This window comes from Ureibacillus thermosphaericus (genome assembly GCF_012396605.1).
Lineage (GTDB): Bacteria > Bacillota > Bacilli > Bacillales_A > Planococcaceae > Ureibacillus > Ureibacillus thermosphaericus.
Genome location: NZ_JAAXPW010000004.1, coordinates 1 through 13520, shown reverse-complemented (window position 1 = coordinate 13520; position 13520 = coordinate 1). Strand labels below are relative to the sequence as shown.

Genomic DNA, 13520 nt, shown 5'->3' with positions numbered 1-13520 from the left:
AAAAAAGAATTAAAAAAGCTATCTCCTACGAGATAGCTCTAAAAAAAATAGAAAAAACGCTATAATTTTATCAAATAATGATAATTCCCAATTTTCATTGGTAATTGTAATAAGTGTGTAATAAGACTAAAGCCATAAAGATTTAAATATTGATATGGGTTAAATACACGTTCTTGGAAATTGTTGTTTGGATACAACTCACTTACAATTGTATTCAACCGGCGAATCGTGTGATGATGTTTTAGTAAGACTTCTTGTTCGATTTTTTGACTTAAATAATCAAGTTGCATATTGTGGTAATTCTTATTTCTTTCTAATATCCTTACCAAATGGAGCTGTTTCGCATTCAATAGTTGTAATAACTCATCATATTGCTCGTCTAACATCTTTCTGATTCGCTGAATTTTTTCCTCTGCTTCAACCTCTTGAATATCCTGAATAAATTGTTTCATTATTTTTTGCACTTCACCAGCCACAACATCTTCAAAAGTTAGTTGATATTCAAAAAGCAGTTGTTCTACACGACGAGTAATAAAAGTAATATTTAACCTTGGGGCTAAAATCGGCATTTGTAAGTCTAATACTTCAAATGCATCTTTTAAAGCCGCCCAATAATGAAGTTCTCCAGGACCAGCCACAAAAGCCAATACTGGCAAACACATTTCTTGCATTAAAGGTCTCGTTACCACATTATTACTTAGTTGTTCTGGTGATTGTTCAGCAATTTGTAAAAGTTCTTCAAGGGTAAATTTTACGTTTGCAGCCGAATTAACAAATAAGCCATTCTTTCTTTCGAGTAAAAATCGTTCTCCATCTCGCACATAAAAGAGGTTCGCATTTTCCTCCGTTGCAACAATCGGAGTACCATACCCTCTCTTTTCTAATAATCGTTCCTTTTCAATTACTGCTAAACTAATCTCCTCATTTTTTTCGATGATTCGCTGGAAAAAAGTAGTTTGATATTGTCGAAATGGTAGAAACGCCGAATCGATCATTAGCAGTCCTTCATCTTTAAATAAATCATTCATTAAACGAGCGAAGAAATCAGTAAATGTTTCACTGTCATTCATATGTCGTAGTACCGAATGATAGAGATCATGCGTGTATTCCGTTTCACCATAATCTTTAAAAATTTCATCAATATAATCTTTCATTAACGAATGATCAAACCGAGTTTCGGAAGCAATCGTCTTTTTGCGAGGAGCTACGTCAAAAATTTTCTTTTTTGGCAATCCATCGACAATCGTATAAGTATGATTAATTTCTAAAATATCGTGGTCTTCACCCGCAATCCAAAAAATCGGTACGACATCAATACCTAGTTTTTCACTTTGTTCTTTCGATAGCAAAATAACACTAATTGCTTTATTAACAGAATAAAGCGGACCCGTCAACAATCCCGCTTGTTGACCACCAACAACTGCCAACGCACCTTTTTCTAATTTTTTTAGATTCTCCATTGATTTTTCTGAAATGCCAAAAGGCTCCATATACTGATAAATAACGTTACATAAACTTTTTCGATTATACGCTTGTTCTCTCAAATAATGAGCTCGTACTCGAAATGATTCATCTTTATATGGATATTGATAAAATGAGAGCAAATGTTCACTTTCCGCCCAATAATCAGATAACAATTGATTGTTAACTGGTGATAATTTTTCCAGTTTCATATTACTACTCCTCTACTTAACTCAATACGTTCATTTCATTGAAAGTAAATATTTATTCCTGTTATATTGTAATCTTTGAAACATTGTCTGAAAAGAAAATGGCTCAATCTATGTAATAAAAAATATAATACTTTGAATAATGCCTACAATCCAAACAATCGTATAGATGAAAATTAAATATAAAAATTGCATGCGCCATATTCTTCTCAATAAAGGAAATACTTTAATTTCATTTTTCGTTTTCCATTCTTTATAAGTCATCAACATCGCAATCAATATGGAAATTACAACGGCTACAATACTTATTGTAGAGTTCCATAGGGTTGCAATGGAGAGGGTGACGGAGAAAAATAAAAAAAAGGTCGTGATATCTGCTGCTAAACTAAAACTACTGTCCGCCTGTTTTTTCAAGTATTTCCGAAATAAAAAAAATGAAATAATGAAGGCAGTCATTGGCAATAAAATTAGGGTGCCAAGAATGTATGTTAAAACTAATTTCACGTTTTTTCACCCTCTAGTGACAACACTAAATGATATAACGTTTTTAAAGTCGGTAAGCTTTTACCTTTTAATTCTGCTTTTTTTATGATTGCTCCGACAATCGATTCCACTTCTGTTTTCTTATTCATTAATCGATCTTGTAACATCGAAGAAGTGTTAGAAGCTGTTTTTTCGCACAACGAAACAACATCTTCAAATGAGACAATCATTCTTTGTTCAGGGAAAGCATTCATTAATTCTTCATATAAATCTTTTAACAATTTTTTCGCATGAATATTGTTGATTAATTCGCCGTTTTTTACTTGCAACACAGCTGTCAAGGGGTTGATAAAACAATTATATAACGCCTTCTCAAAAAGCATTTTTTCAGCATCATCGACAAATTGTAAAGGAAACAATTCGTTTTCTATCCCGTGTAACAATTGAAAAACCTCGTCATTTCCCCTTTCAACTGCTAATTTTAACACACCAATTCCATTATGAATAACTGTATAATCATTTGCCTTTTGTGCACCGAATTGGCATGAGCCAAATCCAATAGTCTGTTGAGGAAGTTTCAGCGCTTCTTCAAAATGAGCTAAACCGTTTTGTACAAATAAAATTGGTATGTCCTGTGGCAGCTTCTGAAGTTGCAGGAAAACTTCTTGCAGATGTGTATATTTTACTGCCACAATTACTAAAGATGCTGTCGCAATTTCATTATATGTAGTCGTAACATTCACATATTTCTTCGTAATAGTTCCATCCAAATTTTTTCTATAAAGGCCATGTTTTCGTATTGCTTCTTCTTGTTTTAGCCTTCGAACTATTAACGTTACTTCATATTTTTCAGCTAAAAACGAGGACATCAACATTCCGACAGAACCTGCACCAATTATAACTATATTCATACGCGCTTCCCTCTTTACAACTTATTTATTCCATTAAATTGATATTAATTGTTTTGCTGGTTTGTACATCCTTATTTTTTCAAGAACGAAAACGACAAAAAGGTGTGACCGAAAGAGTGTCACACCCTTTTTTTCATATTATACTGGAAATATTTGAAGTTTTCGATATTTAACTGCAGCTTCCTTTACCTTGATTGATGGATGATGGTGATAAAAAAGAGGAATAATGGCGATTATTGCTGCTGTTTTTGCTGTTGTTGTTCGATGAATATTGCACCTTGTTGAAGCCATTTTAGCACTCTATCATGCTCAGTTTGAAGCTCTCGATATTTTAGTTCTAATTCATTGTATGCTTCTGTCAATTCATCAAAACTATTAAGAGCAAGCTTTAAGTGGCTTCGCATTAATTGCTTTGGTCGTTTTCTAACACTATTTAACATTTGACCATATTGTTGCCTTAATGTTTTATTCCAGCGGAAACCGCAAGCCTGCTTTGTTCGATTCAGCACTTGCGCAGCCTCAGCAAACGCTTCTAATTGAGTTCTTCCATTTTGTACAGCTGTGATGACAATCTCTGCTAATTTTTCGTCATCTTCAGCTGTCCATTGATCTTTCCTTCTTTTCCCTTCCATACTTATCACCTCTCATTTTTTTACTACTATATGCAAAAAGAGAGTAAATAGAATTAAAGAACATAGAAAAAAATAGGTTGCGACATATAAAAATTTTGTCGCGACCTATTTTCAAATGGATATAACCGATTATTCAGTAGTATTGTTGAAGACAATATTTTGTATTATTTATGATTGCTTGATTTTGATAAGAAGCGTTCAACTGCTTTTTCATGATCTTCACTTTCCCAAAGTTTTGCACAAAGTTTGATTTCTTCCATAACACGTCCATACATATTTCGCTCTCTCCATTTGCGAAGTTCAATCTCTTTATATGCATGATGGACAGAAGGATGAATTTTTTTCATATCTTCAATAAACGCTTCCAATGCTTCTTCTTTTGGACCGTCAAATATTCTCATAGCCCAACCAATTTCATATAATTGCTGAGCAGTGTATGGCTTCGCATCAATCAGCATTTTTAATGCACGGTCATGACGCAATCCACGTTCAAATAAATACGTACCGCCACCCCATCCGGTCGTAATTGCCAACGTTCCTTGAATAAATCCGCATTTTGCATGACTTGCCACCAAACGAAAATCACATGCTGTAGCGATTTCACAACCACCCCCAACGGCTGTCCCGTTAATTAAGGCAATGGTTGGAACATGCAATGTAGCAAGTTCATATAATATATTTCCCATTTTGCTTAACATCCCAAAAGCTTCTTCAGCCGTTTTTAAACTATGAAATTCCGTCAAATCTCCACCAGAACAAAACGCTTTATCCCCCGCACCAGTAACAACTAAAAATCGCACATCTCTGTTCTCTTTAATATGTTTAATTACTTGTTTTAGGCCATTCATTACTTCGTCATTTACTGCATTTCTCTTTTCTTCTCTATCAATAGTAAAAGTTAGAATACCGTCCTTTTGTTCAATTTGGTAAGACAATGAATACATCCCCTTTTTGATATTATTTCAACATAATACGATATGTTTTCATAGTAATAAAGGTTTTAAATTTTGACAACAATTGGTTTTTACCTATTTCATGAACATAATGCAAAAAAAGACTATTAGAGAGCCATGGTCACTCTAATAGTCTTTCGTAAGCAGCGTATAACGAATCTACGCTTTATTATTTACTTACCACTTCTTTACCTTTGTAATGTCCGCAAGATTTGCATACATGGTGAGATAAAGTTGGTTCACCACAATTTGGACAATTCACCATACCAGGTACTGATAATTTGTAATGTGTACGGCGTTTTCTTTTTGCAGTTTTAGAAGTTCTTCTAAATGGTACAGCCATGATTGGCACCTCCTTGCAGATTTATTCATCTGTTTTTGATTGATCAAAAAACTTAGCTAATCCAGCAAGTCTTGGATCCACTTTTGGTTCGTCATTTACTTTTTGACTAACGTCTTCTTCTGTTGAATAACTCCAGTCTTTACCACCTTTAATAGTACCTTCAGTACCTTCTTTAAATACTTGCATCGGCACTTCAAGAAGAATGATTTCTTCTAAGACTGGCTTCAAATCGATGACTTCTCCATCTATGTAATGGATATCTTCATCTTCTTCATTTCCCCGAAGTTCTGGATCAACCCAGCTAAAGACTTCTACCGTCTCAACTTCAATAGGAAATTCAACATCCTCCCAAGTACGAGCACAAGGGAGTATTAAGGTCGCTGTCAAAGTAAACTGACAAGTCATTTGTGAACTTCCGATTGTACAGTGACCTTTTACATGAACGGGTGAAATATCGCGAATTTCTTGATTTCGCTTTTTCACTTCATCCAATTGCACAACTGTATCGATCGGCATTCCTTTATGGCGATACTTCGAAAGTTGATGAATTGACCATTTCATTCACGAATCACCCCGAGACAACAATGTTGATTATATAATGAGGTAATATAGATGTCAAGATATTTTCTTGTCACTTTACAAAAACGCTTCTATAATTCAGTATTAACTAAAGAGATAATTTTAGAAGAAAGATTGTATTATTTGAAAGGGGCTTTTTTATGAAAGCGGTTGGAATAGTCGTTGAGTATAATCCATTTCATAACGGACATTACTATCATGTTACCCAATCTAAAAAGATTACAAACGCCGATGTAGTCGTCGCTGTTATGAGTGGCCCCTTTTTACAAAGAGGTGAACCTTCTCTTGTCTCTAAATGGCATCGAGCAAAAATGGCTTTACAAAGCGGTGTCGATATCGTTGTTGAATTACCATATGTTTATAGCACAGCTAATGCACCTGTATTTGCTGAAGGTGCGATATTTCTCCTTGACGCATTACAATGCGATGCTTTTTCATTTGGGAGCGAAGAAGGAAAACTCGAACCTTTCATTAACACTGCTAATCTAATTGAAGAACATAATGAAGAATATAATGCGCTCATCAAGAAGTACGTATCAACAGGAACTAGTTATCCACAAAGCTTATATTACGCTTATGAACAATTAAAACAAAAGAAAAATGAAAATTACATCGACTTGTCCAAACCAAATAACATTCTTGGTTATCACTATATTGCCGCTGCAAAAAAATTCAATTTATCAATTCAACCAATGACAATTCAACGATTGCATGCAGGCTATCACGATGCAATCAATGAAACATCGACAATCGCCAGTGCAACTGGTATTCGTAAAGAAATATTTCAAAAGAGAAATGTTGAAGCGATACGTAATTTCGTACCAAATTCAACTTATGTCCATCTTGTTGAATGGCAACAACAATTTTCAAAATTTGTTGACTGGGATGCTTTCTGGCCACTATTAAAATATGCCATCATGCGTTATAATCCAGAAAACTTGAGAGCCTTTGCAGATGTTTCGGAAGGAATTGAATATGCTCTCATCAAACATGTAAAACATAGTGAAAACTTTTCACAATTTATGTCAGACATAAAATCAAAGCGGTATACTTGGACGAGATTGCAAAGAATGCTGACGCACATTTTTACTGGCATAACGAAAGATGAATTGCATCAATTCAAGCATCCAACCTACATTCGTTTACTTGGAATGACAAAAAATGGACAAGCTTATTTATCAGAAAGAAAAAAGAATTTAGAGTTGCCGATTATTAGCCGAGTAGCACAAGCAAAGGATCAAATGCTTCAAATCGACATTAGAGCATCTGAAATGTATGCTTTAGGCGTTGAATTATTTTCACAAAAGAAAATTGACGGAGATTATAAAACTCCGCCAATACGATTATAGAATTACGATTTATCTTTTTCAGGAAGACTTGCTAAATAATTTAATGCATCGTCAATCGTTTTTACCGGCACGATTTTCATGTCGGTATTTAATTTTTTTGCGATATTGACAGCAGCTTCATAATTGGAAAGAATGGCTGGATTATTCTTCTTGACTTCTTCAGGTATTTCATCATCAGGAGCGAAGAAAATTTCCATGCCATCTTCATGAGCTGCAACAACTTTCTTTTCAATGCCTCCGATACGACCGACTGTGCCGTCTTCATGGATTTCTCCAGTTCCTGCAACTAAATATCCCTTTGTAATATCTTCTTCTAACAGTTGATTCAGAATTTCTAAAGTGAACATTAACCCTGCAGAAGGTCCTCCAATATCTTCTGCATTCACTTTTACCATCGGTTCTGTTTTAATCGTTTTATTTTCGGAATAAGTAATCCCTAAACCAACCTTCCCATCACTATCTGGGATTTCCTTTAATGTAATAGTGCGATCCAGCAATTTATCATTGCGGTGAATCACTAATTGGACGACATCATTTTCTTTTTTCGTTTCTAAAATATGAACTAAATCTTCCGCTTTTTTTATAATATTCCCATCAATTTCTTGGATTTTATCTCCAGGCTCTAATTGCCCATCACTGGCACCACCAGCTAATACATTTAAAACAGTGATGCCCTGATAATCAACTGTATACGGTAAACCAGCCTTATTATAAGCGACGTAAATAGCATTAAATTGTGAATCCTTCATTAGCTTTAATTGACGAACGTTATATTCCCGTTCATCCTCTTCTTTATGGTGAACTTCCTCTTTTTTCAAAATATCTTCATACTCTTTAAACTTTGCGATGAGATATGTCAAGGGTGTCGCTGGTCCCATTGCAACCGTCATAAGACTGATTGTTCCTTCATCGTCCAAATCCCCATTTTCCACAGTAACAAATTCGCTAACATCATAGGAGCTTCCAGGTTTCATAATATAGTAGTCCAGCTTGTAAAAAGATAAAAAAAATAAAACCAACATCGTAACGATTATCGTAATAAAATGTTTCAAAAGTTAAAGCACCTCCTATGTTAGCTCGAAAAAGACTAAAAAAATTAAATCGTGCATATATTAGTTTAGCATTTGGTTCATCGAAAAAACAAAAGTTGAAAAGAGTTGATGGCTTATTCCACTACTATATCTTTTCGTATGTATAACGCTCATTTGTTTACTATTACTATTTCCAGGAATCGCTCATAAAGGAGCGGACCTTGGACTTCAACTATTCATGGAAGCTTTATTCCCATATTTACTTCCGTATTTGATTTTAACACAATGGTTTATTCGCTTAACACCTGAAAAGGAAAATTCCTTATCAAGATTCAAATTATATTTTAAAACATACGGCATCAGTGCTCTCGGTGGTTTCCCGACCGGTGCCGCAACCATTGCCTATTTAAAAAGAACAAATCAAATTTCAAAAAGTGAAGCAAACGGCTTATTAAGTATTTGTCATAGTCCAAGCCCTTTATTCGTATTAGGATTTGTTGGACATGACTTACTACATGATACCCGCTTCAGCTGGCAATATTTAATTTTATATCATACAGTTTCTCTATTCCTTTTGCTGTTATATTATTTTTACCATCGTTCCAATCCTCGGCAAGAAATCAAATTAGACAACCTTAGGCGAAATGAAAATCCATTCATTTCTAGCATCAAAGACAGTATTCCTACTGTTCTTGTCGTCGGTTCAACAATCATCTTTTTTACAACCATTTATACCGTCGTCATGTTTACAATTCAGACAATTTTGCCAAATATACATAAAAATCTACTACTATTAACAGCAGCATCTTTAGAAATGACGAACGGACTTCAAATTGCACATAAGTTTTTTGCCGATGAATCAATTATACTTCCTTTGCTAATGGCTACTTTCTTATCAAGCCAAAGTTTAAGCATTCATATGCAAGTAGCAGTCATCGCAAAAAGTGAAAACATTTCGCTCAAACCCTACATTCTATTAAGAGTTCTCATCACGATTATTATTCCGTTGCTATATTTTATATTATTTTTATAACTTTATAAAAAGAGAAAACTCGGCAGATGCATTTTATCTTGCCGAGTTTTCGATTATTGATGAAATTTCTTCTTTAATGCTTCTTCTACTTCACAAGGTACTAATCCTTTTACGCTTCCACCATAGCGAGCAACTTCCTTCACAATACTAGAACTTAAGAAGGAATATTGATTTTTAGTCATGATGAAAAATGTTTCAATCGATTCATCTAAAAAACGATTCATCGATGTTATTTGCATCTCATATTCGAAGTCTGATACTGCTCTTAAACCTCGAACAATAGCGATGGCGTTTCGAGACTTCGCATAATCCACAAGCAATCCAGAAGAACTTTCAACGCGAATATTTGGAATATCCTTCGTTACCTTTTCGATCAACTCAAGTCTTTCTTCAATAGTAAACAACGGATTTTTTGAAGAATTTTTCAATGCAGCAACATATACAAGATCAAATACATCTGCTGCCCGTTTAATAATGTCTAAATGTCCATTCGTAATCGGGTCAAAACTTCCCGGTACTACTGCAATTTTTTGCGACAATTTCTCCCTCTCCCTAATTCATTCGATAAATTGAAATAATAGTATTTCCATAAGTTTCATCTCGGATGCATGAATATCGTCCGTAAGCATCTGGCAATTGTACTTCAGTCGAATGTTCACAAACGATTATTGCATCGTCAGCCAGCTTTCCGCCTTCTACAAGAAGTGAAATGTAATCATAATATTCTAGCTTGTTATATGGGGGATCAACAAATAAATAATCTATTTGGATATCCCTTTTTAGCAGTGCCTTTACAGCACGGCTTGCATCTGTACAATACACTTCCGAAAACTCTTCGTAACGGCACTTTTTTATATTTTCTTTCAATACTTGAACAGCTCGGCGATCTTTCTCAATAAAGATAGCTTTTTCCGCACCTCTACTTAATGCTTCAATTCCTAGTCCGCCGCTGCCAGCAAATAAATCTAATGCTATTCCACCTTCGAAAAAAGGCCCGATGATATTAAATAGTGCTTCTTTCACTTTATCCGTTGTAGGTCTCGTAGTCGTTCCGGCAATCGCTCTGAGCGGTATCCCTTTCCTTTCACCGGCTACTACTCGCATCTTCATCACCAAGCTTTCACTATTGTTGTTCAGTGTCAATGTTTTTTATGGAAATAGAGTCTTTCTTTTTATCCATTTCAATGAAAAATAGCTTTTGCACCCAAGACTCTTCAATGTAATACTTATCAGCTATCACTTTTATTGGTTGTGACACGGTATTGTAGCGTCTTTGGTTATAAACATAAAATTCATGATTAAAAGGAAAACGATATTGTCTAATATCATTATTTACATAATAACCTTTTTCCCCAACTCGTGTTTCATAACCGAGATGATGTAATAAAGAGTCAGCAGAATATAACACTTGACCATCTTTAAAAATTACTTCAACGTCATCTACTAATCGAGCATTTACATAAACATCTCGGAAATCATTGAATAGTAACGGAAATACTCCATCAGTTGCGACGTTTGACTGGAAATATTGTGTATGGTTTGCAAACACTTCGCTTAATTGTTCATCTAAAAGCGCTGCATCGATTTTTTTACCTTCTAAATCATGTAACTTTTGTTTCCAAAGTTCAAGTTGTTCTTCTGTCAATCGACTTTTTAAAGTCATTGTTATTTCTTTAGCTTTTTCCCCGCCAATCTCAGAATCAGATAAAATCGAAGCCATAACCTCAGTTACCCATGCAGGTACATTTTCAAACTGAAATTTCGTGCGTAATTGGGACAATATAACTTCTTCCTTTAAGGCTTCTATTGACAAATTATTAGAAAACAAAATACGTTCGCCTTGTTTACCAGAAAGATTCGAACCATGAACAACCGCGACGTGTTCATCATTTAAGAAATTCACTTTATTTAGCTGTTCTACTAATTCGTTTTCGATTTTATTTGTCGAATAAATAGAAATCAAATCAAGTTCATTTTGCAATTGTAAATGATCAGCATAAAAAAGTTCTTTCACTGGACCTGTGCCGCTAAACATTGAATAATGCACAAGGGATAATGATTGCTGACCAACTAAAGGTAAACCTGTAACCCATGTTCCAGCAATTGATTGTTCAGTTGTAATATGTACTGTTGAATAAGATACAATACCATTTTCTAACGTCACAAAAATATCTTTCATTAATTGATTTGGTTTTAATCCTCCATCAAGGGGTATTATGTATGAGATCGACTGAGTTTGTATATCACTTTCTTGGAATTTAGAAAAATCCTCGCTTAACCGTTTGCAGCTATTTTCTGATTCAATAAAACAATCGGGGTTTACAGCTTGTTCTGGCCAGTTGATAGAAATCGTTTGATTTGGTAAATTTCTAAAGTGATGACGAATATCTAAACTTTGACCTCTGTATACAATATCAATTTCTTGCGTGTAAGTAAAATCGTCTATTTCGCTCTCTCGATAATCGGAATAAACTTGGTATTGAAAAAAAAGCACGCCGCTAATAAGCAAAACTAGCAGACCAAAAAAACTAATGATATATTTCATATGCAAACCACCTCGAACATGCTACTATTATGTAAATAGAAAGGATGATAACAATATGACGCAACAGTTTGTTGAACTCGGACAAGGCTACGGAGATATATACGAGCTTTGTGAATTAATTCGTACAAATGAAAAAAGATTCCATAATGCCTTTTTGTTTATTTCTTATAAAGGCAATCAAGCATATGCCTCTCCTGCAGTAGCCTTTCAACCAGTTGGTGACAGCAACTTTATGCCAATATACATATGTAGAGAAGGGATACCATACACTCCAGAAAAACCTTCTAAACGGCTAGAATTATTTGAAGAGTCGTTAAAGGCCATTGGCAAAGAAGCCGTTCAAATGGATATTAAACATTCCTGCTATTACTCCGAAACGATTTTATTCTATCAACATTTAATTGGTGTATTAAGAATGAACCGTTTAATTCCGCAACTCTCTTAATGTTCAAAGTCCTATTTTATAATCGTATTCTTGGTCCTGATCTTTCTTAGACTTTGTATTTTCAAATTCATTTTTTACAAACGGTAAGTACGATTCAACAACGTCTTTCACAAAAGGAAGGCGTTGTATTTTATTTTTAATATAAGAAATTTCATCTCTATTACAATAGAGCACTACGTATTTTAATTTTCTTGAAATGTATTGGACATTTCCAAACTTTCTCAAGCTTTTAGCATGCTTCAGTTGATAAACATACACGATTAGCCCTTGACGTTCTTGCATTTTTATTACCCCTTTTCTTCATTTAAAGGATACCATATAGTTATTTTTGATAGCAACTGACATTCGTGACATGATGTTACAATTTCCGTTATAATCATCTTTATAAGATGCAATCTATACAAGTAATGATTTTAGAATTCATATTCGTTAATATATAGAAGCTCGTAAAGGAGGCCTAGTCATGGGTAAAAAAACGAAACTGGCACTGGCCATTGCCGCCGCAAGTGCAGCAGCATGGGCTGGAAGTAAAGCTTTTCTAAAACCCCAAAAACGAGAAGGAAAAGAAGTATTAAGCATGGATATACCTGTCGTCTTAGCACATAGGGGCGGTGCACTAATTGCACCTGAACATACAATGATTGCTTTTGAAAAATCCTTTGAACTAGGGGTAGATGGTTTTGAAATTGATATACGATTAACAAAAGACGAAGAGATTGTAGTACTTCATGATGAAACAATTGACCGCACTTCTGATGGAATGGGTGCTGTAAAAGATTTTACGCTAGAAGAACTAAAAAACTTTAATTTTGGTTTCCATTATAAAGATAACAATGGAAATTTCCCTTATCGCAATCAAAAAGTAGAAATCGTAACGTTAAGAGAGTTATTTGAAAAGTTCCCAAATATGTTTATTAACATCGATATTAAAGATAGTCCAGAAACTTATGAAGGTAGTTTAATGCCTTCGAAACTTTGGAGATTGATTGAAGAATATAACGCAGAAAATCGAGTGGTGGTAACGAGCTTCTATAGTGAACAAGTGGATCGTTTTAATTTGTACGCCCAAAACCGAGTCGCATTAGGAGCTGGAGAATCGGATGTCCGAAAAGCGTTTGCAGCATTTACAAGCCAATTTGGTCATCTTTATCATCCAAAAGTAGATGTTTTTCAAATCCCAATAAAGTCTGGAAGGTTCTCTTTAGACTCACCGAAATTTATCGCCTTTTTAAACAATTTAAATATCCCTGTCCATTATTGGGTAATTGACGATGAAGAATTGATGAGAAAACTACTAGATAATGGAGCGCAAGGCATTATCACCGATAGACCGGATATTGCTGTTCCCCTCGTTCGGGATTGGGTAGAACACCATAAAGAAAAAGGGGAAAATCTTTCATAAAGTCTTTGAATTCTTCAAATCGAGTAGGAGGGAGTGATTAGCTCCCGTCCTCTCACACCACCGTACGTACGGTTCCGTATACGGCGGTTCAATTAAGATAATTGACGCAAGTTTTCATAACTTCCGTGAATAGCTTGTCTTCTT

Annotated in this window: 16 protein-coding genes; 4 read left to right on the top strand and 12 right to left on the bottom strand. The window is 34.7% G+C overall.

The genetic code is table 11. The annotated features are described in order from the left end of the window. Positions 1–59: 59 nt before the first annotated feature. From bshC to HF990_RS02825, 7 genes are all read right to left on the bottom strand, one after another. The gene (bshC, locus tag HF990_RS02855) at positions 60–1673 is read right to left on the bottom strand and encodes a bacillithiol biosynthesis cysteine-adding enzyme BshC (protein WP_168411946.1); all 1614 of its coding nucleotides are present in this window, start codon (positions 1671–1673) and stop codon (positions 60–62) included. 108 nt (positions 1674–1781) lie between these two features. Continuing rightward, on the bottom strand, positions 1782–2174 hold the full coding sequence (locus HF990_RS02850; RefSeq protein ID WP_016837515.1) for a DUF3397 family protein: 393 nt from the start codon (positions 2172–2174) through the stop codon (positions 1782–1784). Then, positions 2171–3064 carry a ketopantoate reductase family protein gene (locus tag HF990_RS02845; RefSeq protein ID WP_016837516.1) on the bottom strand — a complete coding sequence of 298 codons (894 nt, stop codon included), beginning with the start codon at positions 3062–3064 and terminating at the stop codon, positions 2171–2173. Before HF990_RS02845 ends, HF990_RS02850 begins: the two co-directional genes overlap by 4 nt. A gap of 233 nt (positions 3065–3297) precedes the next feature. Next, positions 3298–3696: a transcriptional regulator gene (locus tag HF990_RS02840; protein ID WP_016837517.1), complete on the bottom strand. Its 399-nt coding sequence runs from the start codon at positions 3694–3696 to the stop codon at positions 3298–3300. Between the two features lie 164 nt (positions 3697–3860). Then, entirely contained in the window at positions 3861–4631 is a 771-nt protein-coding gene (locus HF990_RS02835) for an enoyl-CoA hydratase/isomerase family protein (protein ID WP_016837518.1), read from the bottom strand. Positions 4632–4818: 187 nt separating this feature from the next. Beyond that, a complete protein-coding gene (rpmF, locus tag HF990_RS02830) occupies positions 4819–4992 on the bottom strand; it encodes a 50S ribosomal protein L32 (protein WP_016837519.1) in 174 nt (57 codons plus the stop codon). Positions 4993–5013: 21 nt separating this feature from the next. Then, positions 5014–5553: a YceD family protein gene (locus HF990_RS02825; protein WP_016837520.1), complete on the bottom strand. Its 540-nt coding sequence runs from the start codon at positions 5551–5553 to the stop codon at positions 5014–5016. Between the two features lie 158 nt (positions 5554–5711). Between HF990_RS02825 and HF990_RS02820 the strand changes: the two genes are divergently transcribed. Next, on the top strand, positions 5712–6920 hold the full coding sequence (locus HF990_RS02820; protein WP_168411945.1) for a nucleotidyltransferase: 1209 nt from the start codon (positions 5712–5714) through the stop codon (positions 6918–6920). 2 nt (positions 6921–6922) lie between these two features. Here HF990_RS02820 and HF990_RS02815 read toward each other — a convergent pair whose 3' ends face one another. Then, positions 6923–7972 (bottom strand): SepM family pheromone-processing serine protease, encoded by a 1050-nt coding sequence (locus HF990_RS02815; RefSeq protein WP_016837523.1) that lies wholly within the window; start codon positions 7970–7972, stop codon positions 6923–6925. Positions 7973–8189: 217 nt separating this feature from the next. Here HF990_RS02815 and HF990_RS02810 point away from each other — a divergent pair, with 217 nt between their 5' ends. After that, complete coding sequence (locus HF990_RS02810; RefSeq protein ID WP_016837524.1) at positions 8190–8984, top strand: hypothetical protein; 795 nt, start codon at positions 8190–8192, stop codon at positions 8982–8984. A gap of 53 nt (positions 8985–9037) precedes the next feature. Here HF990_RS02810 and coaD read toward each other — a convergent pair whose 3' ends face one another. The 3 genes from coaD to HF990_RS02795 are packed head-to-tail and all read right to left on the bottom strand — an operon-like array spanning position 9038 to position 11529. Beyond that, a complete protein-coding gene (coaD, locus tag HF990_RS02805; RefSeq protein WP_016837525.1) occupies positions 9038–9523 on the bottom strand; it encodes a pantetheine-phosphate adenylyltransferase in 486 nt (161 codons plus the stop codon). A 13-nt stretch (positions 9524–9536) separates the two neighbouring features. Beyond that, on the bottom strand, positions 9537–10088 hold the full coding sequence (gene rsmD / locus HF990_RS02800) for a 16S rRNA (guanine(966)-N(2))-methyltransferase RsmD (RefSeq protein WP_016837526.1): 552 nt from the start codon (positions 10086–10088) through the stop codon (positions 9537–9539). Between the two features lie 19 nt (positions 10089–10107). Further along, positions 10108–11529 carry an RNA polymerase II gene (locus HF990_RS02795; RefSeq protein ID WP_168411944.1) on the bottom strand — a complete coding sequence of 474 codons (1422 nt, stop codon included), beginning with the start codon at positions 11527–11529 and terminating at the stop codon, positions 10108–10110. A gap of 55 nt (positions 11530–11584) precedes the next feature. On the opposite strand from HF990_RS02795, the gene HF990_RS02790 reads away from it, so the two are divergent. Next, positions 11585–11974 carry a DUF7147 family protein gene (locus HF990_RS02790; RefSeq protein WP_016837528.1) on the top strand — a complete coding sequence of 130 codons (390 nt, stop codon included), beginning with the start codon at positions 11585–11587 and terminating at the stop codon, positions 11972–11974. Between the two features lie 3 nt (positions 11975–11977). Here HF990_RS02790 and HF990_RS02785 read toward each other — a convergent pair whose 3' ends face one another. Continuing rightward, a complete protein-coding gene (locus tag HF990_RS02785) occupies positions 11978–12256 on the bottom strand; it encodes a YlbG family protein (protein WP_016837529.1) in 279 nt (92 codons plus the stop codon). Positions 12257–12437: 181 nt separating this feature from the next. Here HF990_RS02785 and HF990_RS02780 point away from each other — a divergent pair, with 181 nt between their 5' ends. Then, complete coding sequence (locus HF990_RS02780) at positions 12438–13376, top strand: glycerophosphodiester phosphodiesterase (RefSeq protein ID WP_096550580.1); 939 nt, start codon at positions 12438–12440, stop codon at positions 13374–13376. The last annotated feature ends 144 nt before the right edge of the window (positions 13377–13520 follow it).

Bases quoted from the DNA above. Each gene is read 5' to 3' on its own strand.
- HF990_RS02785 (WP_016837529.1), bottom strand. From the start codon at position 12,256: ATGCAAGAACGTCAAGGGCTAATCGTGTATGTTTATCAACTGAAGCAT.
- bshC (WP_168411946.1), bottom strand. From the start codon at position 1,673: ATGAAACTGGAAAAATTATCACCAGTTAACAATCAATTGTTATCTGAT.
- rsmD (WP_016837526.1), bottom strand. From the start codon at position 10,088: ATGCGAGTAGTAGCCGGTGAAAGGAAAGGGATACCGCTCAGAGCGATT.
- rpmF (WP_016837519.1), bottom strand. From the start codon at position 4,992: ATGGCTGTACCATTTAGAAGAACTTCTAAAACTGCAAAAAGAAAACGC.
- HF990_RS02840 (WP_016837517.1), bottom strand. From the start codon at position 3,696: ATGGAAGGGAAAAGAAGGAAAGATCAATGGACAGCTGAAGATGACGAA.
- HF990_RS02825 (WP_016837520.1), bottom strand. From the start codon at position 5,553: ATGAAATGGTCAATTCATCAACTTTCGAAGTATCGCCATAAAGGAATG.
- HF990_RS02845 (WP_016837516.1), bottom strand. From the start codon at position 3,064: ATGAATATAGTTATAATTGGTGCAGGTTCTGTCGGAATGTTGATGTCC.
- HF990_RS02810 (WP_016837524.1), top strand. From the start codon at position 8,190: ATGGAAGCTTTATTCCCATATTTACTTCCGTATTTGATTTTAACACAA.
- HF990_RS02790 (WP_016837528.1), top strand. From the start codon at position 11,585: ATGACGCAACAGTTTGTTGAACTCGGACAAGGCTACGGAGATATATAC.
- HF990_RS02820 (WP_168411945.1), top strand. From the start codon at position 5,712: ATGAAAGCGGTTGGAATAGTCGTTGAGTATAATCCATTTCATAACGGA.
- HF990_RS02780 (WP_096550580.1), top strand. From the start codon at position 12,438: ATGGGTAAAAAAACGAAACTGGCACTGGCCATTGCCGCCGCAAGTGCA.
- HF990_RS02795 (WP_168411944.1), bottom strand. From the start codon at position 11,529: ATGAAATATATCATTAGTTTTTTTGGTCTGCTAGTTTTGCTTATTAGC.